General features: G+C 35.5%; 16 protein-coding genes and 1 pseudogene. 8 read left to right on the top strand and 9 right to left on the bottom strand.

The window, feature by feature from the left end; all coding sequences use genetic code 11:
* Positions 1–67: 67 nt before the first annotated feature.
* Together EOD40_RS17670 and EOD40_RS17665 are read left to right on the top strand one after the other, a co-directional pair.
* On the top strand, positions 68–1,234 hold the full coding sequence (locus EOD40_RS17670; protein ID WP_128197812.1) for a THUMP domain-containing class I SAM-dependent RNA methyltransferase: 1,167 nt from the start codon (positions 68–70) through the stop codon (positions 1,232–1,234).
* 62 nt (positions 1,235–1,296) lie between these two features.
* Positions 1,297–1,533: a hypothetical protein gene (locus EOD40_RS17665; RefSeq protein WP_128197810.1), complete on the top strand. Its 237-nt coding sequence runs from the start codon at positions 1,297–1,299 to the stop codon at positions 1,531–1,533.
* A gap of 348 nt (positions 1,534–1,881) precedes the next feature.
* Here EOD40_RS17665 and EOD40_RS17660 read toward each other — a convergent pair whose 3' ends face one another.
* The 6 genes from EOD40_RS17660 to EOD40_RS17635 form a co-directional block, all read right to left on the bottom strand.
* A complete protein-coding gene (locus EOD40_RS17660; RefSeq protein WP_128197809.1) occupies positions 1,882–2,709 on the bottom strand; it encodes a DUF6048 family protein in 828 nt (275 codons plus the stop codon).
* Complete coding sequence (locus EOD40_RS17655; RefSeq protein ID WP_128197807.1) at positions 2,681–3,202, bottom strand: DUF6452 family protein; 522 nt, start codon at positions 3,200–3,202, stop codon at positions 2,681–2,683. The genes EOD40_RS17660 and EOD40_RS17655 overlap by 29 nt, the downstream gene beginning before the upstream one ends.
* Positions 3,203–3,291: 89 nt before the next feature.
* A complete protein-coding gene (rlmD, locus tag EOD40_RS17650) occupies positions 3,292–4,704 on the bottom strand; it encodes a 23S rRNA (uracil(1939)-C(5))-methyltransferase RlmD (protein ID WP_128197805.1) in 1,413 nt (470 codons plus the stop codon).
* Between the two features lie 569 nt (positions 4,705–5,273).
* Complete coding sequence (locus EOD40_RS17645) at positions 5,274–5,975, bottom strand: hypothetical protein (protein ID WP_128197803.1); 702 nt, start codon at positions 5,973–5,975, stop codon at positions 5,274–5,276.
* 98 nt (positions 5,976–6,073) lie between these two features.
* A complete protein-coding gene (locus tag EOD40_RS17640; RefSeq protein ID WP_128197801.1) occupies positions 6,074–6,571 on the bottom strand; it encodes a YdeI/OmpD-associated family protein in 498 nt (165 codons plus the stop codon).
* A 29-nt stretch (positions 6,572–6,600) separates the two neighbouring features.
* The gene (locus EOD40_RS17635) at positions 6,601–7,923 is read right to left on the bottom strand and encodes a serine hydrolase domain-containing protein (protein WP_128197799.1); all 1,323 of its coding nucleotides are present in this window, start codon (positions 7,921–7,923) and stop codon (positions 6,601–6,603) included.
* Between the two features lie 161 nt (positions 7,924–8,084).
* On the opposite strand from EOD40_RS17635, the gene EOD40_RS17630 reads away from it, so the two are divergent.
* Complete coding sequence (locus EOD40_RS17630; protein WP_128197798.1) at positions 8,085–8,558, top strand: hypothetical protein; 474 nt, start codon at positions 8,085–8,087, stop codon at positions 8,556–8,558.
* Between the two features lie 19 nt (positions 8,559–8,577).
* Here the strand turns inward: EOD40_RS17630 and EOD40_RS17625 are convergent.
* Positions 8,578–9,190: pseudogene (locus EOD40_RS17625) on the bottom strand (NAD(P)H-dependent oxidoreductase).
* 95 nt (positions 9,191–9,285) lie between these two features.
* Here EOD40_RS17625 and EOD40_RS17620 point away from each other — a divergent pair.
* From EOD40_RS17620 to EOD40_RS17610, 3 genes are all read left to right on the top strand, one after another.
* Entirely contained in the window at positions 9,286–10,182 is an 897-nt protein-coding gene (locus tag EOD40_RS17620) for a LysR family transcriptional regulator (RefSeq protein WP_128197831.1), read from the top strand.
* 206 nt (positions 10,183–10,388) lie between these two features.
* On the top strand, positions 10,389–16,460 hold the full coding sequence (locus EOD40_RS17615; RefSeq protein WP_128197796.1) for a PKD domain-containing protein: 6,072 nt from the start codon (positions 10,389–10,391) through the stop codon (positions 16,458–16,460).
* Between the two features lie 5 nt (positions 16,461–16,465).
* Positions 16,466–17,470 (top strand): PorP/SprF family type IX secretion system membrane protein, encoded by a 1,005-nt coding sequence (locus EOD40_RS17610; protein ID WP_128197794.1) that lies wholly within the window; start codon positions 16,466–16,468, stop codon positions 17,468–17,470.
* 217 nt (positions 17,471–17,687) lie between these two features.
* Here EOD40_RS17610 and EOD40_RS17605 read toward each other — a convergent pair whose 3' ends face one another.
* Entirely contained in the window at positions 17,688–18,674 is a 987-nt protein-coding gene (locus tag EOD40_RS17605; RefSeq protein ID WP_128197792.1) for an aldo/keto reductase, read from the bottom strand.
* A 10-nt stretch (positions 18,675–18,684) separates the two neighbouring features.
* Positions 18,685–19,329, bottom strand: coding sequence for an SGNH/GDSL hydrolase family protein (locus EOD40_RS17600; RefSeq protein WP_128197791.1), 645 nt, complete (start codon positions 19,327–19,329; stop codon positions 18,685–18,687).
* A gap of 149 nt (positions 19,330–19,478) precedes the next feature.
* Between EOD40_RS17600 and EOD40_RS17595 the strand changes: the two genes are divergently transcribed.
* Positions 19,479–20,522 carry a sensor histidine kinase gene (locus EOD40_RS17595; protein ID WP_128197789.1) on the top strand — a complete coding sequence of 348 codons (1,044 nt, stop codon included), beginning with the start codon at positions 19,479–19,481 and terminating at the stop codon, positions 20,520–20,522.
* A gap of 227 nt (positions 20,523–20,749) precedes the next feature.
* Positions 20,750–22,658 (top strand): Ig-like domain-containing protein (locus EOD40_RS17590; RefSeq protein ID WP_196781470.1); only part of this gene is annotated, 1,909 nt, incomplete at its 3' end.

Here is a 22,658-nt window from a genome sequence, read left to right as displayed (position 1 = left end):
TTGCGGAAATATACTATTTCAGGTTGTTTGGAATTTGGAATTTAGAAAATTGGAATTTAAAAGAGAAATGGAAGAAAATTTTAAGATGATTGCCAAAACCTTTTTTGGTTTTGAAGAAATATTAGCCACCGAATTGAAAAATTTAGGAGCACAAGACGTAGAGCAGGGAGTAAGAATGGTAAGTTTTAAAGGAGATAAAGGTTTTATGTATAAAGCCAATTTGTCTTTGCGTACCGCATTAAAAATCTTAAAACCTATTTATTCTTTTAGAGCCAATAATGAAAAAGCTTTGTATAAAGGAGTTTCGGGTGTTAACTGGTCTAAATTTATCAATGCCAATCAAACTTTTGTGATTGATGCTACAGTGCATTCGGAATATTTTAATCACTCCGAATTTGTTTCTCAAAAATGTAAAGATGCCATTGTGGATCAATTCAGGGAAAGAACCGGGCAAAGACCAAGCATTGATAAAGTTCACCCTGATTTACGAATTAACATTCATATTGACAAAGACCAGGTTTCGGTTGCATTAGATACTTCAGGAAATGCGTTGAATCAGCGTGGTTATAGAACATCGACGAATATTGCACCTATAAATGAGGTTTTGGCAGCGGGAATTTTGTTGCTTTCGGGTTGGGACGGACAAAGTGATTTCTTGGATCCTATGTGTGGTTCGGGAACTTTCCTGGCTGAGGCTGCGATGATTGCCTGCAATATTCCGGCAAACATTAACCGTAAAGAATTTGCTTTCGAAAAATGGAAAGACTGGGATAATGATTTGTTTGACAAAATTACCGATAGTCTGCTAGGGAAAGTACGTGAGTTTCATCATACGATAAAAGGCTTTGACAAAGCGCCAAGTGCCGTGAGTAAAGCAAAGGAAAATATCAGAAATGCAAATCTGGAAGAATACATTAGTATTGAAGGGAATAATTTCTTTGATACCGAAAAAACTTCGGAAGGAAAATTACATATAGTGTTTAATCCACCTTATGATGAGCGTTTGGATATTCACATGGAAGAATTCTATAAAAATATTGGCGATACTTTAAAACAAAGTTATCCGGGAACCAATGCCTGGTTTATCACAGGAAATCTGGAAGCGCTGAAATTTGTAGGTTTACGACCATCGCGAAAAATCAAATTATTCAACGCCGGACTTGAAGCCCGATTGGTAAAATACGAGATGTACGAAGGAAGTAAGAGAACGAAGTTTCAGGTAGAGAAGGAGTAATCCAGAAGGCAGAAAGCAGAAGTATAAAGTAGAAAAAGAAAGCAGAATTAAAATATCGTATCATGACTAAATTACAACTAAGAGCGTTTTTATATCAACTAGGTTGTTTTGCTATATTATTTGTGTTATTTCGCTATTTAGTGGAAAAATATTCCGGTTTAAGTGGTTTGTGGGTTCCATTTGTTGCTTTTGTTGTAGCGACATTTTTATCTCCAAAATTCCAAGCAGTAAAAACCAAGGATGGTGAAAAGTTATTTATGAAATGGATTTTTTCTAAACAGATAAAAGAAATAAAGTAAGTATTCAGTGTTCAGAAAGCAGTTTTCAGTTTGCTGAACATAAAAATAAGAACCGCAAATTCACAAATTATTAGTTTTAACCACAAAGCGCACAAAGATTTGCGTGAAGCACACAAAGTTTTTAAACCATTCAGTTGAGTTAAGAAGAGTTCTTCTACTTGCTGTCTTTTGAACATTCTTTGCGGAAAAACTTTGCAACCTTAGTATTAGACCCTAACTTTCTTAATAGTTTAAAAAATAAACCGCAAATTCGCAAATTATAAAAACTTATAATTTGCGAATTTGCGGTTTATTTGTTGATATCAAATCTACTTTCTGTTTCTGCTTTCTGCTTCTGCCTTCTGCAAACTATTTTTTCTTTGTTTCCTCGGGAACTACTTTCTTTTTGAAGATAGGAACAAAATAGGTTACCGTATAATTGAAACCTACCCCAAAATCACCATTATAGGTTCGGTTGAATCCTGGAATGTATAAGTTTTCGAAATTAGCAGGTTGTTTGTTGGAAATCAATCGGTTAAATCGAAGGCTGAATCCTAAAAAAACATTGTTGAATACTTTAGCTTTCATTCCTGCCACCACTTCAATCCAGCTTGCTGTTAAACCATTGAATTTTTGACCAGAAGCAATAGGAGGAACTTCATCAAAATAAGGATTGGAATTGTAAATTTTATAGTTATTCAATTCCTGACTAAAAGTACTAAAACCGTATCGCAAACCTATCGAAATAATGTTTTCCATATCAAGCCAGTTTTCGTAACCATTATAGTCAAAACCTACTTTTAGGTAGGAACCTTTGGTGGTGAAATTCAGGCGTTCGTCATCGGTAGTTTTATTTTCGTTACCCACTTCGGCAGCGATATAGTGTTTTTTGTCCCAACGATAATCACCCACTAATTCCAGTCCTTTATAGTCTTTATCATAAAAACTACGGCTTAATTTGAACAAATCAACTCCCACACGCACACCGTAACGATTGGTTTTTATTGGCGCAGCAATAGAATCGGTTTTTGGAGTTGTAGTTGTTTTACTGGCTACGGCTGTTTTGGCAGAAATAACTCCGCTTGTAATGGTGTCCTTTTTAGCCTTTGTTGTTGGAGCTTTAGTATCTTGGGCATTTGCAAAAAGCAAAGACAAAACAAGGCAGCTACTAAAAATATATTTCAAGGTGTGTTTCATTTTCGTTAGCTATAATATATTTTTTTACTGCAACATATTGCATCCATTTTAAATCGGGTGTTGCTGCATCGGTATGAACAAACGGAATAAAAGCATCTAAGGTAAAATTAGTTTTAAATCCGCAGGCTCGGGATACAAAAATATTTTCTCTACTGTACTTAAATGTTAAGACATCTTCGTTTACCAATGCGGTATTGGTATTGCCATAATTTAAGATAAAATGAAAACTAACTTCATCAGCATCTGTTTTCAAAGGAATAGAAACAGTACTTCCATTGATTAAGTCACTACCACTATAAGTAATCCCGTTTTCCTTTCCGTCTGCAATGATTTTCAGATTAGTCACATTTTTTTCAACCGAAGTATTATTGATGTCATAAAACGTAATCACCATTCGAGGGGTGGTAAGGGTATTAGCATCACAGATATCGTCTTTCTCACAACCGGAGAAGGAGAAACTGATAGCCAATAATAACAGAAGTATTTTTTTCATATTTTTTAGTCTTTAGTCCCTAGTTATTAGTCCTTAGTCCCTAGTTGTTTTTTTAAACTAAGGACTAAGGACTATGTACTAAGAACTAATTATCTTTTTTCTAACAGCACTACATTTTCCACGTGATGCGTTTGCGGAAACATATCCACAGGACGCACTCTGGTCACTTTGTATTTTTCGTCCATTAAAGCCAAATCACGTGCCTGTGTAGCCGAGTTACAGCTTACATAAACTACTTTTTCGGGAGCAATTTTCATGATTTGTTCAACAACATCTTTGTGCATTCCATCACGCGGCGGGTCGGTTATAATGACGTCTGGTTGTCCGTGTTGTGCAATAAAAGCATCGTTGAAAACTACTTTCATATCACCTACAAAAAACTCGCAATTGCTAATGTTATTGCGTTCAGCATTGGCTTTTGCATCTTTAATAGCATCAGGAACACTTTCTACACCAATTACTTTTTTTGCTTTTTTAGAAACAAACTGCGCAATGGTTCCTGTTCCGGTATATAAATCATAAACGGTTTCATTTCCGGTCAATCCGGCAAAATCTCTCGTTATTTTGTATAATTCGTAAGCCTGATCCGAGTTGGTTTGGTAAAACGATTTGGCATTGATGCTAAATTTCAAACCTTCCATTTCTTCCAAAATGTAATCACGACCTTTGTATAATTTGATGTCCTGGTCGTAAAGCGTATCATTCGCCTTGTTATTTACCACATATTGCAACGAAGTAATCTGAGGGAATTTGGCATAAAGATGATCCAGTAACAATTCTCTGTTGGCTTTATCATTTTCGAAAAACTGAATCAAAAGCATGATTTCACCAGTCGAAGCGGTACGCAACATCAGGGTTCTCAACAAACCGGAATGTTCTCTGGGATTAAAGAATGTTAGTCCATTTGCATTAGCAAAATCACGAACTTCATTTCTAATGGCATTCGAAGGATCTTCTTGTAAATGACATTTTTTGATGTCCAGAATTTTGTCCCACATTTTTGGAATATGAAAACCAAGTGCGTTTCTATTTCCTAAATCTTCATCGCTTCCAATTTCAGCTTCGGTTAACCAACGGCTGTTAGAGAACGAAAATTCCATTTTATTTCTGTAGAAAAACTTTTTCTCCGAACCTAAAATGGGGTCAAATTCAGGAAGTTCAATTTTTCCAATGCGTTGCAAGTGATTTTTAACCTCATTGTGTTTGTAAAACAACTGTTGGTCGTAGTTCATGTTTTGCCATTTGCAACCGCCACAAACCCCAAAATGCTCACAAATAGGATCTACACGATGCTCTGATAACTCGTGGAATTTCACCGCTTTTCCTTCATAATACGCCTTGCGTTTTTTGAAAGTTTGCACATCAACCACATCACCCGGAACCACATTCGGAATAAACACTACTTTTCCATCGGGAGCCTTTGCTACCGAAACGCCTTTTGCACCTGCATCAAGGACTTTTATCTGATGAAAGACAACTTTGTCTGTATTTTTTCTACCCATGGCGCAAAAATAAGTGTTTGTTGGCTTTTATAAATTCAAATTGGGAATTTTTTTTGAAAAGTGTCGATTTTTATCTCATTCTATTTTGGAGGTAATTATTAAAAACTTCAGTTCGAGTGTTTTTTGTGTAGTGAAACGAAACAAAAAATGTATCGAGAACCGTTTTTATTGAAGTTTTTATTCGTGCCTATTTCCCGCTTTCCGCTACAAATCCTCGCGTTGCCGGCAGTAACACTAAGCCATTAAAGGAGCTTCCGTTGGTCGCTCTTTACCGGCAAGTGTTACATTGCCAGCAACACTGCGGGTTTTCCGCTGCAATCGGGGGCAGGGGAGTTGAGGAATTATTGAGTTTTTAGATATAAAAAAACCTCGTTTGCTGGAACGAGGTTGGTTAATGCCTTTTAAGTTTTGATAGTTTTGATAGCGCGGAATTGTATTCCGTGCACACTCCAACAGGATAAAATACTATTTAAAATTGAACTGTTTGGTTTTGTAGTTGCTCAACTTTGTGGGCACGGAATGCAATTCCGCGCTATCGTTGCGTTGATATATCCGCGCGGTCTGGTTAATTAATGGTGATGTTGGTTATTTTTTTTTCTTATTATTAAAAGTATATCAGTAATTAAATAAGTTAAAACGATAGCTATACCAGCAATTATTTTGAAGTTTATTTCTTTAGGAGAAAGAATAGTTAAGGAAAACCACAAAAGAAAGATACAAAAAGGATATAGAAGTAGTCTGGTTATGAATTTTGAGGAAGTCCATTCTTCTTCCTCTTCTTTTTTTGATTCTATAATTAACTCAGGATTATTAATTCTTTCAATATTTTCAATATTTTCAATAGTTTCTCTGAGTTCGTTAGTTAGAAGTTTTGTTTCGTACTTTCTTGCTTTGGATAAAACGATATGTAGTAAGAATCCAAATATTAAGATCGCAAATGTGAAAATTAATGTTTCTCGTAAATCTGTATTATAAGCTAATAACAAAATTAAAATAGAAAAAATAACTGTAGATTGTTTATTCCTAAATTTATGATATGGATTTTTTTCTGTTTTTATTCCTATTAAATTTTTGTTTTGATCAAAGTTCAATATGAAGATAGGATAGTTTCCTCTTAAATATTCGGATGAACGCCAAAGTAGAATTTCGTTGGGTCTAATTTCCCCACTGTATTTTATTTTATTACAAAAGAAAGTATCTTTCCAATGGTTTTTTAAAGTGCTTTTTTTGTTTTCAATAATTAATTTTTTGAGGTCATCTTTTTTTACCATGTAGTATTTTGATTTTTGTAAAAATATTCAAAAATCTTATATATTTAAGTAAAAGGCTCTTTTTTATTAGAGTTATTTCCAGCTTCATGATACAAATTTTAAGGCTTTTCTCTCCCTACAAATTTTCCTTTTCCTAATAAAAAGGCAATGGCTTTTGGAATATTTTTGTCGATGCTTTCTTCCGTTTTTAAATTGGAAATATAGCGGATAATTTCATGCCGTAGTGAAGGACGTAAATTTTGGAAAATAGTATTGGCTTCCGGGTTTTCGTTTAAAGCTTGTGATAATTTAGGATGAATGGGAATTTCTCTTTTTTCAGGATCATAGTTAATGCTTATTTCTATTTGTTCTCCAATTCTTTTAGGAGAGTTTTTAAGCATTTTGGTATTGATGTACAAGCGCCATTCGCCTTTAAATTTCATTAAAGTTTGGGTGTAAGGAATGGAGTTGACAGCGCCTTTAATAGGAATAGGACCTTTGGATTTTTCTGCTTTTTCAAAAAGGTGTTTTAAGATTTCTGCAGGCACATATACAAAAGGATTAATACCTATAATTTCAATAGTAGCCGAAAAAGTATAGCTTGTTTCCAGTGTCATAAAGCAGGATTTTTGATTTTGATTGAAAGTTAATTTACTTTTTTTAGAAAATAAACATTGTCAGTCTCTTTAATTAGTAGGCTTCTTTTTTCGGGATTAAATTCAAAAAAATAACCTAAGTCTTTATTCATGAAATAATTATCAGCAATGGCAATGGCTTCAAATGTTTTACCTTTTGACTCTATCAATAATTTAGTATTGTTCTTAGTACAGTTGACGACTATTTGACCCGAAGAATATTGACCAAGGTATTGGTCTAAATCTTCACTTTTTAAGTTGTAGTTTTTAGAAAAAGGAATGGTGAATTCTTGATTAAAACATATTTTTAGAATTCCGTCAATCAAATCGGTTCTTGGATAAAGAATGCCATTAGTGCAGTAGGCAAATGACAATTTTTGCGTTGGGAAATACCAAACCGCAGTATAAAACTCTTCGACTCTTCCATTATGTCCAAAACTGGTTTCTGTACCATACTTATTTGAAAAAAGTCCCATACCATAGTCATCAATAAGGTCTTTCATTTTAGACAGGCTGGATTTGTTTACAAGCTTATTGGTAAATAAGGCATTTATAAATACAGTCATATCTGTTGGTGTCGAGATAAGTGCGCCAGCTCCTCCGTGTATGCCCAAGTTTGTTTTTTTAACGGTATTCCACTTATTGTCGGAATATTTGAAAGAGCCGCTTTCATCGTTTCTTATGTTTGAACTACTTCCGTAATAAGTGTCTTTAAGTTTGAGTTTAGACGTTATCCTTTTCTCAATTGCTTTCGCATAAGGCATTTTGCATTTGTTTTCGATGATATAGCCCAATAAAAGATAGTTGCTGTTTGAATAATCGGCTTTTGTATTGGGTTCAAAATCGCTTCCTTTTTCTTTTATAATTTCGAGTAGTTCATCGTGAGTTTTAGTCTTGTTCATCCAATCAGGATAGTTGGTCTCCTTAGTATAATCATGCAAACCACTTCTGTGATAAAGCATATCGCTAATGGTAATTTTATTTGCATTGGGAAGCTGGGGATAAAAATCACTTAATTTTTGTTCCAGTTTGATTTTACCTTCTTCGACTAATTGAAAAATCAGGACTGCTGTAAACATTTTAGTAGCTGAACCAATTCGGTATTTTGTAGCAGTAGTTGCCGGTGTTTTTTTGCTATTGTCAATAGAAGCATAACCTATTGCTTTTTGATAAAGCAGATTACCATTTTGGGAAATGCTAAGACTACCCATTGCGAAGTCTTGTGATGCAAGTACATCCAGAAATTGATCTATTTTTTCCGTATTTATGTTTTGCCCGTAAGAAGAAAAACTGAGAATTAGGCTTAAAAATAAAAAGAGGATTATTTTGTTCATTATCTCGGCTGGTTGAAGTTTTTGAATTTCAAATATAATGAAAGAATTATTTTATGGTATAAATGAACTGTAAATAAGCTAATTCGGAATTTTAGCTATTAAAAAATCAATGTTATTTCTAAAAATAGAAATTTTATCTTTGCTGCTAAAGTGATAAAAGAATGAATCTGATATTGGAAAAAAGCAAAGGGTTAGTTGGTTTTTGTATTCTCTTTGCTGCTATAGTTTTTGGTTGTGCAGATGCGAATAAGGAAGGCAAACAATTCCATTATCGGGCGATAAACGATAAGGATACGGCTTTGTTAAGTTTTATTAAGCTTGAAGATAACCGTTTTTTTGGTCAGTACGAAATTCATTATGGACAATCCAGAAAGGATTCGGGAGAGATAAGAGGGATTATTAGTGGAGATACGATAAAAGGAAGTTTTTATTACCAGCCTTATGGTGGCGGAGTTTTGAAAAGATATCCCATTGCGCTACTGAAACGTAAAAACAAATTACTGTTAGGTAAAGGCGTGATTTCGGTTTATATGGGGATTCCTTCGTTTTTAAAAGGAGATCCAATTGATTATTCGAATCCGGAATTTGTTTTCGAAGAAATTAAAAATAAATTAAAACCAAAAACGTCCCGATAACTATCGGGACGTTTTTGGTTTAGTCTACAGCAATGAGACAGTCAGAAAATGTTTCTTCTAAATGTTCTGTATAGGCTTTCATATCTTTTTCGACATTGGCATTTTTCTCCACATCATGAAAATGAAAACTTTTTAACGGAGTCATCCCTGTAAACGCATTCATTCTGTGAAAGCCAAAAAAACGGTCCTTCATCTACCGATTTTTGGTCGAAAAATTCTCCCGGAAGAGTAAAAGCCGTTGCCGGGGCGTTCCAGGTTGTGGTAAGCATGTATTTTTTGCCATGCATCATTCCGCCGGTTCCATAATTAATTTCGGGGTTGGTTGATTTTCTGCCGTCGCTGCGATAAATTCCTTTGTTGTGCCCGGCAGTAAAAACTTCATCGATGTATTTTTTGAAGTTGAAAGGCAGTTGGAACCACCAAACCGGTGTGTGATAGATGATAACATCAGCCCAGGCAAATTTACTGACTTCTTCTTCAGTTGAATAGCCGTTTTCGATTGTAGTGGTTTGGATGCTAACTTCTTCTGATTGGTTGAAAAATTGTTGCGTGGTTTCGGCAATGGTGTTGTTGAATAAACCACCTGAATGACCAAAACTTTGTCCTGCATTTATAATAAATATCTTTTTCATGTAAAGTATTGTTTTTTGTTGTTACAAAGTTAGGATGGATATTGGTATTATTAAAATAATGTAATTTATATATTTGTATTATAAAAATGATAGTTATGGTAAATCTGGAATGGTATCGTACTTTTAAAGCAATCTATAAAACGGGTACATTGACCAGTGCTGCCGATGCTTTGTTTATTTCCCAGCCGGGAGTGAGTTTGCATTTGAGTTCATTGGAAAGTTATGTGGGGTACAAACTTTTTGACAGAACAGGACGAAAGATGATTCCAACCGAAAGAGGAAAAATTTTATACAACGCCATTTCCGAAGGCTTGAAAATACTGGAAGATGCCGAGAAAAATTTTCAACGAAGTACCGAAAAACATACACCTACAATTAGTATCGGAATGTGTTTTGAGACGTTCCAAATTACCTTGGAGCAATACATTTCGAGTTTGCCTTTTAATGTGATTATTCGTTTTGGGGAATACCGGGAAATGCTTGAGAATTTAGATAAAGGCATTTTAGATTTGATTATTTCTCCCCAAAAAGTAAGTTATGCTAATATAGATTATGAGCCGTTTTCATCTGAAACAATTGTATTAGTAGGAGGGAGCGAATTGGATGATGTAGAATTTCAACAATTGGTAAAACAAAAAAAATATACCGAAGCCGAAAGTTATTTAAAAGCTCAAAAATGGTATGGAACTACGGGGGATATGGAGCATTTGTTTCGTTTTTGGCAACTGAATTTTGGCAGTTTTCCTGATTTCAGACCGAATTACATTGTTCCTAATATTAATTTGATTGTGCGTTGTTTGAGCAGTGCTAATGGTCTTGCCGTTATTCCAGATTTTTTATGTCGAAAAGAAATTGAAAGAGGAGAGGTGAAATTGCTATGGGAAGGGCATAAAAAACTAAAAAACACCCTTTATTTTGCCAATAGAAAGAATACTGCTTACGAGAAAGAACTGGATTTAATTAAGGATTTGTTTAAGAAAGTGATGTTGTAAAATAACATATTGTTATAAAGTTTTAAATATTGACAGACTTTGTTTGATTAGGGTTTTTAGAAAATTAGAATGTTTATTTTTATAAGTAGTTTTCTGTATAAATGCTTAAAAAATAGTTTTTTAACGGTATAAATTGTCAATAGTAGGGGATTAAAGTATATTTGTTCACTTTAAATATTTTCCCCAGAAATTTAAAAGTGAGCATTATGAAGCACCTTTACACGATTATTTTATTTTCAATTTTAGTTACTTCGATTCATAAATTAAATGCTGAAAATAAAATCCCTGCTTTAGATTCTCATCATAATGTTGAATATAAAAAAGCGGCTAGTTTAGCTTCACCAACTGCAACAATAACTGGTACTACAGCAGTTTGCCAAGGGGCAACAAGTCCTGTAATTACTTTTACAGGTTTTGGCGGAACGGCACCTTATACTTTTACCTATACATTAAATGGAGTTGGTCCACAAACAATTTCTACTACGGGAACGAATGACTCTGTAACCTTAGCAGTTAGTACTGGAACTGCTGGGACTTTCGATTATAGTTTAGTAAGTTTTCACGATGCAGCAACTCCTACTGATGAAATAACACAATCAGGCACAGCGACTGTAACTGTAGGTTCACCAACCACAGTTGATTTTTCGTTCAATAATGATAATTCTTGTTCGGAGACAGCAATCCAATTTAATTCATCTGTTTCAGGAACGGGAACTATAACTTATTCCTGGGATTTTGGTGACGCAACGGCAGTGTCAAATTTGCCCAATCCTATCCATCAATTTACAGCTTTAGGATGCAGTACTTCAACATTTACGGTAGTATTGACAGTTACTGTAAATGGTTGTATAGCAACTAAATCAAAAACGATTACCGTAAAACAAAAACCGGATATTAGTTTTAATGATGCGAATAATCTTTTTGCTACAGACCTATTTAACAACTGTTCGAATGCAGCTACTAATCCTGTGTTTTCTATAAAGGTTGGGAATACTTCGACTTCCACTTGTATCAGCTCCTATTCCATAGATTGGGGAGATGGAAGTGCCGCTACTTCAAATGCGACTTTTCCAGCTAGCCATACTTATAATTTAGTAGGTGCTTATAATATGGTTATAACGGCTTTGGGGACAAATGGTTGTAGTAATTCGGTAACTTATGTTATTAAAAATGTGACCAATCCTTCGGGAGGACTTGTAAGTCCCGGAAGCACCCAAAATTTATGTGCTCCAACTGCTCCATTAAATTTTACTATTTCAAACTGGGGATCCAATTCATTAGGAACAGTTTACGATATAGATTATGGAGATGGTTCGGCTATTGTGCGTTATACCCAAACGGATTTAGAGAGTTCTACTTATTTTAACGCTTCAAATCCTTCGGCATCACTTAATTTTCCTATTCCACATTCTTATACCATAACAAATTGCCCTAAAACAGAATTTACCGTTATTTTGAATGTCTCGAATGCTTGTGGAAAGACCAAGAGTTCTGTTTCTAACATAACTGTTTATTCAAAACCAGTAGCAAATTTTACTTCACCAACTAAAGCTTGTTTGAATACAAATATTGCTTTTACTAATACTTCGACAACTGGTTATGGTCAAAGTTGTACCCAGAATGTAATTTATGCATGGGATTTTGGTGATGGGACAACATCTTCAGCCATTAGTCCAAGCCATAGTTATGCCAGTGCCGGGACTTATACAGTAACTCTTACTGCTCAAGGGTATTGTGGACTTTCAAATCCAATTACTAAAACTATTTGTGTTGAAGGACCGTTAACACCATCATTTACTTTAGATAAAACTGTAGGCTGTACATCATTGGCTGTGACGGCAACAAATACAACAGTAGAAACTGGGGCTTGTACACCTCCAACTTATTCATGGATGGTTACTTATGCAGCATCAAATTGTGGAACAACTGCAACTATTGCAAGTCAGTCTACTAAAGATGCTTCGTACAACTTTACCATGCCGGGGATTTATAGCATTAAATTAACAGCTACCAACTCTTGCGGAAATGTTGTGAGTGCTTCACAAACAGTTGAGGTGAAAAAACCGCCTACTGCAACCATTGCAGCAATACCCAATTTTTGTGGTACGGCAGCTATAAACCCAACAGCAACCATTACTAGTTGTGCTCCCGCATCGAGTACGTTAACCTATGCCTGGAATTTTCCTGGAGGAATACCTACAACAGCAAATACCGCTAATCCCGGAACAATTACTTATAGTACCACAGGTACTTATACCGTTTCATTAGTGGTTACTAACGAATGCGGTAATTCAGTTATGGCTAATCAAACTTTTTCGGTGAACAAAAACCCAACAATTACCAATACCGATTTAAGTCAGACATTATGTTCAGGGACATCATCTACAGCTATTAGTTTAACTTCAGATGATGCTTCAACAACATTTTCCTGGACGGCTACTGCAACAGCAGGAATTACAGGTTTTGTAGCATCAGGAACCGCTAGTACAATTCCAGCCAGAGTTATAACGACTACTAATCCATCGGCGGGAACAATTACTTATGTCGTTACCCCTAAAATAGGCATCTGTACAGGTACTTCGGTAAGTTTTACAATCAATGTTAATCCGGCACCTAGTTTTACTACACAACCCGTGCCGAGTAGCGTTTGTTTAGGAGGAACCGCAACTCAATTAGCTGTAGTGCTTGGAGGAAGTAGCGGAACGCCAACATATCAATGGTATTCGAATACTACTAATTCAACTACAGGAGCTACATTGATTGCTACTGCGACCAATACTACTTATGATCCACCGACTACTGCTATTGGTACTGTATATTATTATTGTGTGGTTACTTTAACTTCAGGTGGTTGTTCTAATTTGACTTCTTCTATTGTAGCAGTAACGGTTACACCACAGCCTAGCATATCGCAGCCGGTAGCAGCACAAACTTTATGTACAGGAGCAATAATTAGTACTCCTTTATCGGTTACTCCTTCTGGGGGAACAGGTACGGCAACTTATAAATGGTATTCGAATACTACTAATTCTAATTCAGGAGGTACTTTAATTTCAGGAGCGACAACTAATAATTACACACCTCCTGCGTATACTGCGGCAGGAGATTATTATTACTATGTTGAGGTTAGTATCAGCGGTAGTGGTTGTGGTTCTGTTACAAGTGATGTGGCTAAAGTAACGGTTTTAGATCCACCTACAATAACAGCACAGCCGATGGCTAATCAGGTGTTGTGTCAGGGTGAAACAGCTGCCCAATTGGTAGTTGCAGGTACAGGAGGAAATGGTGCTTTTTCATACCAATGGTATCAGAATAATGTGAGTAATACAAGCACAGGTACGGCAATTCCGGGTGCCACGACAGCAACTTATTTACCATTAACAACTACTGCGGGAACTCAATATTATTATTGTGTGTTGTCGCAAACAGGTGCGGGTTGTAGTGTTAAGAGCGCTATAGCATCAGTACAAGTAAGTTTGTCACCAACAATTACAACGCAACCTGTTTCAAGTACGGTTTGCGTAGGAGGAACTCCAACTACTTTATCTTTTACAGTGAGTAACGGAGTAGGAACACCTACTTATCAATGGTATTCTAATACGGTAAATTCAAATTCAAGCGGAAGTACTATTGTAGGACAAACAAATGCTACTTATGCTCCTCCAGCTACTGTTGCTGGGACGCTGTATTATTATTGTGTAATTAATTTTCCTTCTTTATCCGGAGGTTGCTCAGTTGTGACAACAAATCCAGCCGCTGTGATTGTAAATGAGAAACCGAGTATAGCTCCAGAAAGTACTACCATCTGTAGTTCAGCCACATTTACGGTTATTCCTGCTAATTCGGGCGGGAATATTATTCCAATTGGTACTACTTATACATGGTCTAATCCAACTATAAATCCTTCAAATACAATAACAGGAGCGAGTGCACAAGCTACACCTCAAACCAATATTAGTCAAACATTAACGAATACCTCTGTCAATCCTTCGGTGGTTACTTACACGGTGACTCCAATTTCGGGAACTTGTGTTGGAAATACTTTTACCGTTTCGGTAACTGTCAATCCTGCTATAAATACCAATGTGGTTATTAATGACAACAAATGTTATGGAGCTAATAATGCGTCTATTTCGACTAATATTACGGGAGGAATTCCTTTTACCTCAGGTTCACCATATAATTTGTCTTGGTCAGGACCTAGTGGATTTTCTTCAACTGCAACAACAATTTCGAATTTGAAACCGGGGAATTATGATTTAACAGTTACTGATAATGGAAATTGTCCTTTTTTCAAAACCTATACTATTACTGAACCAACTGATATTGTTATTGCTGTAATTAGTAAAAAAGACATCAGCTGTTTGGGGAGTAATAATGGTAGTGTAGATATTAATGTAACAGGAGGGACCGGAAATTATACTTATAACTGGACAAAAAACGCAGTTGCTTTTGCGGTATCGCAAGATATTTCAAATTTAGGTCCGGGGATTTATACCGTTTCCGTTACAGATGCGAAAAATTGCGGACCTAAAACGGCCTCTTTTACAATAACAGAACCGCCACTTTTGGTTGTGAGTCTGATTAATAAAACTGATGTTGTTTGTTATGGAGATGCAACAGGAGCCATTAACGTGAATGTTACAGGAGGAGTACCTTCAGCTTCGGGATATAATTTTGCCTGGACAGGGCCTAATGGATTTACAAGTAGTAATCAAAATCTATCCGGTATTGGGGCGGGAACCTATAATTTAGTTGTAACAGATAATCAGTCTTGTTCTAAAAACTTGACTGTTAGCATTACACAGTCACCCAAAATCAATATTGCTTATACAACCACACCTATTGTTTGTTATGGAGATAATAGTGCTTCGATTTCGGTAACCATTTCCGGTGGAGTTCCAGGGTATCAATATCAATGGGATAATATGGCTACAACATTAAACCAAACTAATTTATCAGCGGGAGATTATACAATAACAGTGACGGATAGTTTTGGCTGCCGACAAATCCAAACTATTAATATCCCGGAAGGACCTCTCTTTAAAGTAGATCCTGTTGTGAAAAATATTTCATGTTTTGGTGCACATGATGGAAGTATTGCTTTAAATTTTGTCGGAGGGATTGCTCCGGTAAAATTGCAATGGAGTGACGGAAGTACTGCTGGAACTACAAGAAATAATCTTGGACCAGGAACCTACTCGGTAATAATTACAGATTCTAAACCTTGTGCGATTTCAAAAACTTTTGTTATTGTAGAACCACAGCCTTTAGTCCTTTCAGCAAATGTTACTAATGCATTTGATTGCGATATTGCCAATAGCGGTGCTATCAATCTTTTAGTTTCTGGAGGAACAGTTCCATTTACGTATTCATGGTCAAATGGAGCAACAACCGAAGATTTAACTAATGTACCGGCAGGAAATTATTTAGTGACAGTAACCGATGCAAGAGGTTGTGTAAAAACGGCTCAGTATTCCATAAACAGACCACCGCCGATTGTTATTGGCGTTGCCACAAAAACAGATGTTAATTGCGATACCAAAGAGGTAAAACAAAATTTTACAGCTCAGGTTACAGGAGGCTTACCACCATATCAATTGAGTTGGTCCAGTGGTGTTGTAAGTGGTGCCAATAATGAAATGATGAGTACCAACCAAAATGGAACTATTGTATTGAATGTTACGGATGCTTTAGGCTGTAAAGCCAATTATAGTTTTAATGTAAATATACCATCATTAGGAAGTCCTTCATTTACGACAAATTCTTTTGGTTTTACTACCTATGGTTTTTATTCTATTGAAGATCCGGTTCAATTCACTAATACAGCTACTGGTGGTTTTGAAGCTATTTCATGGGATTTTGGTGATGGGTCTTTTTCAAATGAAATTAATCCGGTTCATGTTTTCAAAAAAGAAGGAACTTATATTGTCAATCAAAGAGTGACTTATCCTTTGGGTTGTGTTTACAGTTATACAGTAAAATTAGAAATTAAAAAAGGATATAATTTAATTTCTCCAACAGCTTTTACGCCTAATAATGATGGTGCTAACGATTATTTCGCACCCGCTTTTAAAGGCTTAAAGACCATTGTATTTGATGTTTATGATACCTGGGGAGGATTGATTTATTCAGAAACAGGAGAAACAATCAAGGGATGGGATGGAAGAATCAAGGATCAAAATGCCGAAAATGGTAATTATTATTTTAAAGTTACCGCTAAAACATTTTATGGAGCAACAATTAAAGATCAAGGGGCATTTGTACTTATAAAGTAATAAAGATGAAATTTAGAATAGTATTTACAATATGTATTTGTTTCTTTTTCTCAAAAGTTAAAGCGCAAGATCCCATATTTACACAATATTTCATTGTACCTGAAACCTTAAATCCGGCTTATTCCGGTTTTTTAGAAACTACTTCGGCAGGTATCATTCATCGTTCACAATGGCCTGATTTAGATTTAAAAATTGATACCGATTATGCTTTTCTCAACACTTGGAGTGAGCGTAGCAAAAGCGGTTTTGGAGGAAGTATATTAAGTCACAGGGAAAATAATACCCGTTATAATTTTACCCAATTCAATCTTAATTATGCTTACAAAGTAACTTTAAATGACAGATGGGATTTTAGACCAGCCATAGAGGTTGGTTTTGGAACCAAATCTTTTGGGTTTAAGAATTTAATTTTAGGAGATCAAATTAATATTGATTCCGGAACAATTAACCCAATATCTAATGATCCTTCAAATTTCCATGATAAATTCAGCTTTTTCGATTTTTCAGCGGGAATGTTATTCAATAGTGATGAAGCTTGGTTTGGGTTGTCATTAAAGCACATTAATAAACCTAATATTTCTTTGGTTGACGAAAAAAATCTACCGCTGAATATGTTTTTTTCGGCAAGTGTGGGATATGAATTTTTGGTAGTTGATTATTTGGATGTTGTTAGTTTTCCTTATGAAACGAAGTTTATGGTTTCAGCTAATTATATGAATCAAGGAGAATTTAACAGATTGGATTTAGGTTCTTCTATTATGTTTAGAACGCTTTTTTTGGGAGTATCTACCGCTATGAATCCTTTAGCAAAAGCACAGGATAGCCATTTGGTTAGCTCTGTTAATTTTTACGGAGGTTTGCAATATGAAAATTTAAAATTTGGTATTTCTCATGATTTTACTACATCTAAAATGGGAAAAACAGGTGGGATTTATGAATTATCTTTAACCTATCAATTTGATTTTGGAGTCAAATGTTTCGGATGTCCAAATTATGAAAGTAAGTATTAACGAGTGATTTTTTGTAGAATGCTAAAATTGAAATTCAACACAGACAAATGTGCTGTCTATGTTGAATTTTAGTATTTATATGAATTTTAATTATACCTATTAGATATATATAATGGTCTGTTTGTTCTTTTGTCAGTTCGAGCGAAGTCGAGATGCATTGATGGTTCTCGACTTCGCTCGAACTGACAATTGGAGTATAACATAAATCTAAATGGTATTACCACAAATGGTGCACTTCTTTTTTGATGTACTGCTCATAAATAGCATTCATAGCAGCAATTTTTTCAGGAGTTAAAGCCGGTAAATCAAAAGTTGAAAGATTAGATAACACATGACTTTCAGTTGATGCACCTGGAATAATACAGCTTACTTCGCTAAAACTTAAAATCCATTGTAAAGCAATTGGAGCCAAATTTTGAACTTCAGGAAATAGTTTTTTTAGTTCTTCTACAGCAATTAAGCCTAATTCGTAATTAATTCCGGAGAAGGTTTCCCCTTTGTCAAAAGCTGCACCTTCGCGATTAAAAAAGCGATGGTCTTTGCTGTCAAAAATAGATTTTTCAGAGAATTTACCAGTCAATAATCCACTGGCTAATGGAACGCGGGCAATGATTCCTACATCTTTTTTCTTAGCTTCTTTGAAAAATAATTCAGACGGACGTTGTCTAAAAAGGTTGAAAATAATTTGAACAGAAGTTACATTTGGAAATTCAATAGCTTTTAATCCTTCTTCTACTTTTTCGACACTTACCCCTAGATTCTGAATTTTACCTTCTTTTTTTAATTTGTCGAAAAGTTCAAAAATTTCAGGACGATAAAAAACCTCAGTAGGAGGACAGTGCAATTGAATCAAATCCAGAGTTTCCAATCCTAATCTTTGTAAACTGTCTTCTACATATTTTTGTAAAACCTTAGGTTGATAACCTTCATTAACATGCGGATTGATATGACGTCCACATTTGGTAGCCACATAAATGCGTTCTGAACGGGAACGAACCAATCTGCCCACAGCCTTTTCGCTCAATCCATTTTCATATACATCGGCAGTGTCAATAAAATTGATGCCTTTGTCAATTGCTGTATTCAAGAGTTCATCGGCTGTTTTGTCATTAAAAGGAGAACCCCATTTTCCGCCTACTTGCCAGGTACCAAGAGCAATTTCGGATATTTCAAAGTTTGTTTTTCCTAGTTTACGATAGTTCATTTTGTATGTTTTATAGATTGTTTATTGTATGTTGAATAGTTTTTTCTATTAGTGGACTCATGATTTCATAACCCGCCTTATTGGGATGCACCCGGTCTTCTGAAAATATTGTTTTTAAGCCTTTTTGTTCATCAACCATTGCCGAATAATAATCCACAAAAGGAATTTTTTTAGAAAAGGCATAATTTTTTAAAATAGCATTTAGTTCAATAATTCGGTCAGCGGGTTTTTCTTTGGGATTCCAATAGAAAAAATTGGCAGGAAGAACAGAGCAAAGAATAACTTTGATGCGATGTACTTGAGCCAGTTCTATCATCGAAAAAATGTTATTGGTAATCATTTCGATGCTTGCTAATCCTGTGTTTCCTGCAATATCATTTCCGCCAGCTAAAATTACTACTATTTTAGGATTTAATGCAATTACATCGGCTCTAAAACGCAACAGCATTTGCGGAGTGGTTTGACCACTAATTCCGCGATTGATATAGGATTTATTTTGAAAAAATAGGGGCTGTTCTTTACTCCAAAATTCAGTTATCGAATCGCCTAAAAATACCACTCTGTTCTCATCAGGTTTAGGAAGCTGAAGTTTTGCGTTTTCTTCCTGGTATTTTGCTAAATAAGGCCAGTCTTGCATAGCGATGCTTCCACTCATAAACTATTTTTGATGTTATATATCTTAAGAAACAAAACTAGCAAAATTATTTTGAAGTTAGCATTTTGGCTATTTTACTTTTAAAATAGGTTTTTAATAAAAATAGTTGTTTTTTCGTACATTTGAATTACTCACCAAATCTAATGTCTATGAAATTTTATGAAAAATTATCTTCTATTGGTTTTCTCAGAAACAGTTATGTCTTTAAATTTCTTTTTGTCGCTTTCATAGGTATTCACATTCCGTTGATAGGGATTTTGTTTTTTGTTCTTTATAATAAAACGAATTTTTCAACAGCAAGTTTATTATTCTTTTCGTTGGTAATGACTTTAATAGCCACAGTGGTGACTTTAGTAGTCTTGAAAAAATTGATTCATCCCATCGAATTGGCTTCAAAAGCTTTGAAGGAATATAAATCAAGCAGAAAGATTACCAGCTTGCCTCTTAATTATGCCGATGAAGCGGGTTTATTGTTAATGAATATCCATGATTCTATTCTGAAGAGTGAAAAATTTATTACCGAGAAACAGGATTTGATTTATTTACTTTCCCATGATTTAAAGACATTTGCCGGGAATCCCAAATCACTGGCAACGATGATTTTAGAGACTAATCCATCGGAGGAGGTGAAAGAACTGGCCGAAATGATTTGTCAGTCGTCCAGTGAGCAGTTTCAATACATCGAAAAGTTTATAAAAATGCTAAAAGAGCAGGATGAGATGTTGAATGCCAATTTAGAAGTTAAGATAATTGCCTTAGATGAGATTGTTGAATCAATAGAAAATCAGGTGAATCAGGCTGTAATTTCGAAAAAAATTAAGCTGATTAAAAATATAGAAACTACAACCGTTCCTCTAAAAATAGATCCGGAATTATTGACTCGGGTGGTTTATAATTTAGTTTATAATGCGATAAAATTTTCGTTACCGGACTCTGAAATTTATTTAAAAGTTTATAATGATAAGAAAAAAACATACATAGAGGTAATTGACCAGGGGATTGGTTTTGAGCAACATGAAAACGAAAAGATGTTTGCCAAATTCACTAAAATGAGTAGACTGGGGACTAATAACGAAGTCTCAACAGGGATAGGTCTGTATTTAAGCCGACAAATCATAGAAAGACATGACGGGATGTTAATTTCCAATAGCGAAGGGGTGAATAAAGGAGCTATTTTTACAATTGTTTTTTAGAAAAAAGTATTTTAATTTTCTTAAAAAGAAGCATATATGTAGTTTGTAGTTTTTTTTAATGCTTTCATCGGAAATGTTAAATAAATAAGATTATTGTATATAAATTAGTCCTGAATTAGATGAAATCATAGTAAAAACAGTATTGTTTTTCAGATAAATAGAAACCTAATTCTATTGATTTCAATTATTCCATTTCGGTATACATTTTTTATTTAAATCCATTGCGTATGAAAACAATTCTACCCCAATCTCGTTTTTTAACTTTTGTTTTTTTGATTGCCAATTTGTTTTTTGCAAATGTGGTTTTTGGACAGACCGTAACACTTGATCAGGCTGATTTGGATTATGCTCCGGGAGAAACAGTTATTATTACAGGAACCGGTTGGCATCCAGGTGAAATCGTAGGACTGCAAGTAGATAATATCACTAATCCAAATATAGATTGTGGTCCTGTCACCCCACAACCCCATGAATTATGGACTGTTGATGCCGATGCAGATGGTAATTTTACGGCTTATTGGTATGTGAATGATTGTGAATTAGGTGCAGATTTATTGCTTGGAGCTTACGGTAATTTATCGGGATTTACTTACGAAGTGTTTTTTACGGATGCTCCAAAGGTTTTAAGTGTAGCCATTGGTTCTCAAACACCAAGTCCAGTAACCGCTGGTAATAATGCTTCATATGCTATAACGGTTTTCAGGGGATCAGGTTCAGGTAGTTCAGGTGCTTTTACTGCAAATTTAAGTATTACAACAACATTACCTGGTGGTACGTCAGTATCTTTCTCTCCTTCTCCAGTTAGTTTTACTTCAGGTGATAGTTCAAAAATAGCAACCTTAACCATAAGTACAACTGGCTCCACTCCTGCCGGCTCCACTTCTTTTATTGTTAAAGCCGCAACATCTGCTTCTGATTTTGCTGAAAGTACAGCAACTTTAGTTGTTGGTGGGGGGAATTCAGCCCCAGTCTTGGCAGCAATAGGAAATAAAAACGTAAATGAGCAGTCAGCCTTAAATTTTAGCGTATCGGCTAGCGACCAGGATTTACCTGCTCAAACATTGACTTACAGTTTGGATGCTGCTTCAGTAACTGCAGGAATGACGATAAACGGTTCCACAGGAGCCTTTAGCTGGACACCTACAGAATCACAAGGAGGAGCTACTTATCCGGTGACCATCACGGTAACGGATAATGGAACGCCAAACCTTGCTGATTCAGAGACTTTCAATATAGTAGTTGCAGAAGTAAATGATGCACCGACAGGAACAGATAATACAGTTACAACAAACGAGGATACTGATTATACATTTACGACAACAGACTTTGGATTTACCGATCCAAATGATACGCCGGTAAACACACTGTTTGCAGTGAAGGTTACAACACTTCCAGCTAATGGTTTATTAAAACTCAGCGGAGTGAATGTTACATTAGGACAGTTTATTCCTGTTGCAAGCATTACAGCAGCTAATCTGAAGTTCAGTCCTGCAACAAATTCAAATGGCACACCATATACAAGTTTCACCTTCCAGGTACAGGATAACGGAGGTACAGCAAGTGGTGGAGTGGATTTGGATCAGATTGCCAATACAATGACTATCAATGTAACGTCAGTTAATGATGCACCAAGCGGGGCAGATAATACAGTAACAACAAACGAGGATACAGATCATACATTCACAGCGGTACAGTTTGGATTTACCGATCCAAATGATACGCCGTTAAACACACTGCTTGCAGTGAAGGTTACAACACTTCCAGCTAATGGTTTATTAAAACTCAGCGGAGTGAATGTTACATTAGGACAGTTTATTCCTGTTGCAAGTATTATAGCAGGTAACCTGAAGTTCAGTCCTGCAACAAATTCAAATGGCACACCGTATACAAGTTTCACCTTCCAGGTACAGGATAACGGAGGTACAGCAAGTGGTGGAGTGGATTTGGATCAGATTGCCAATACAATGACGATTAATGTAACATCAGTAAATGATGCACCGGTATTTACTAAAGGAGCAGACCAGACTAAACTGGAAGATGCGGGAGCAATCAGTGTTCCTGGTTGGGCAACAGGTATAGATGATGGAGATCCAGAATTGACTCAGACCCTGAGCTTCACTGTTACCAATAACAATA

The organism is Flavobacterium sufflavum (genome assembly GCF_004016525.1).
Lineage (GTDB): Bacteria > Bacteroidota > Bacteroidia > Flavobacteriales > Flavobacteriaceae > Flavobacterium > Flavobacterium sufflavum.
The sequence above is the reverse complement of the archived record's forward strand: the minus strand, read 5'-3'. Positions and strand labels throughout refer to the sequence as shown.

Bases quoted from the DNA above. Each gene is read 5' to 3' on its own strand.
- EOD40_RS17670 (WP_128197812.1), top strand. From the start codon at position 68: ATGGAAGAAAATTTTAAGATGATTGCCAAAACCTTTTTTGGTTTTGAA.
- EOD40_RS17665 (WP_128197810.1), top strand. From the start codon at position 1,297: ATGACTAAATTACAACTAAGAGCGTTTTTATATCAACTAGGTTGTTTT.
- EOD40_RS17660 (WP_128197809.1), bottom strand. From the start codon at position 2,709: ATGAAACACACCTTGAAATATATTTTTAGTAGCTGCCTTGTTTTGTCT.
- EOD40_RS17655 (WP_128197807.1), bottom strand. From the start codon at position 3,202: ATGAAAAAAATACTTCTGTTATTATTGGCTATCAGTTTCTCCTTCTCC.
- rlmD (WP_128197805.1), bottom strand. From the start codon at position 4,704: ATGGGTAGAAAAAATACAGACAAAGTTGTCTTTCATCAGATAAAAGTC.
- EOD40_RS17645 (WP_128197803.1), bottom strand. From the start codon at position 5,975: ATGGTAAAAAAAGATGACCTCAAAAAATTAATTATTGAAAACAAAAAA.
- EOD40_RS17640 (WP_128197801.1), bottom strand. From the start codon at position 6,571: ATGACACTGGAAACAAGCTATACTTTTTCGGCTACTATTGAAATTATA.
- EOD40_RS17635 (WP_128197799.1), bottom strand. From the start codon at position 7,923: ATGAACAAAATAATCCTCTTTTTATTTTTAAGCCTAATTCTCAGTTTT.
- EOD40_RS17630 (WP_128197798.1), top strand. From the start codon at position 8,085: ATGAATCTGATATTGGAAAAAAGCAAAGGGTTAGTTGGTTTTTGTATT.
- EOD40_RS17620 (WP_128197831.1), top strand. From the start codon at position 9,286: ATGGTAAATCTGGAATGGTATCGTACTTTTAAAGCAATCTATAAAACG.
- EOD40_RS17615 (WP_128197796.1), top strand. From the start codon at position 10,389: ATGAAGCACCTTTACACGATTATTTTATTTTCAATTTTAGTTACTTCG.
- EOD40_RS17610 (WP_128197794.1), top strand. From the start codon at position 16,466: ATGAAATTTAGAATAGTATTTACAATATGTATTTGTTTCTTTTTCTCA.
- EOD40_RS17605 (WP_128197792.1), bottom strand. From the start codon at position 18,674: ATGAACTATCGTAAACTAGGAAAAACAAACTTTGAAATATCCGAAATT.
- EOD40_RS17600 (WP_128197791.1), bottom strand. From the start codon at position 19,329: ATGAGTGGAAGCATCGCTATGCAAGACTGGCCTTATTTAGCAAAATAC.
- EOD40_RS17595 (WP_128197789.1), top strand. From the start codon at position 19,479: ATGAAATTTTATGAAAAATTATCTTCTATTGGTTTTCTCAGAAACAGT.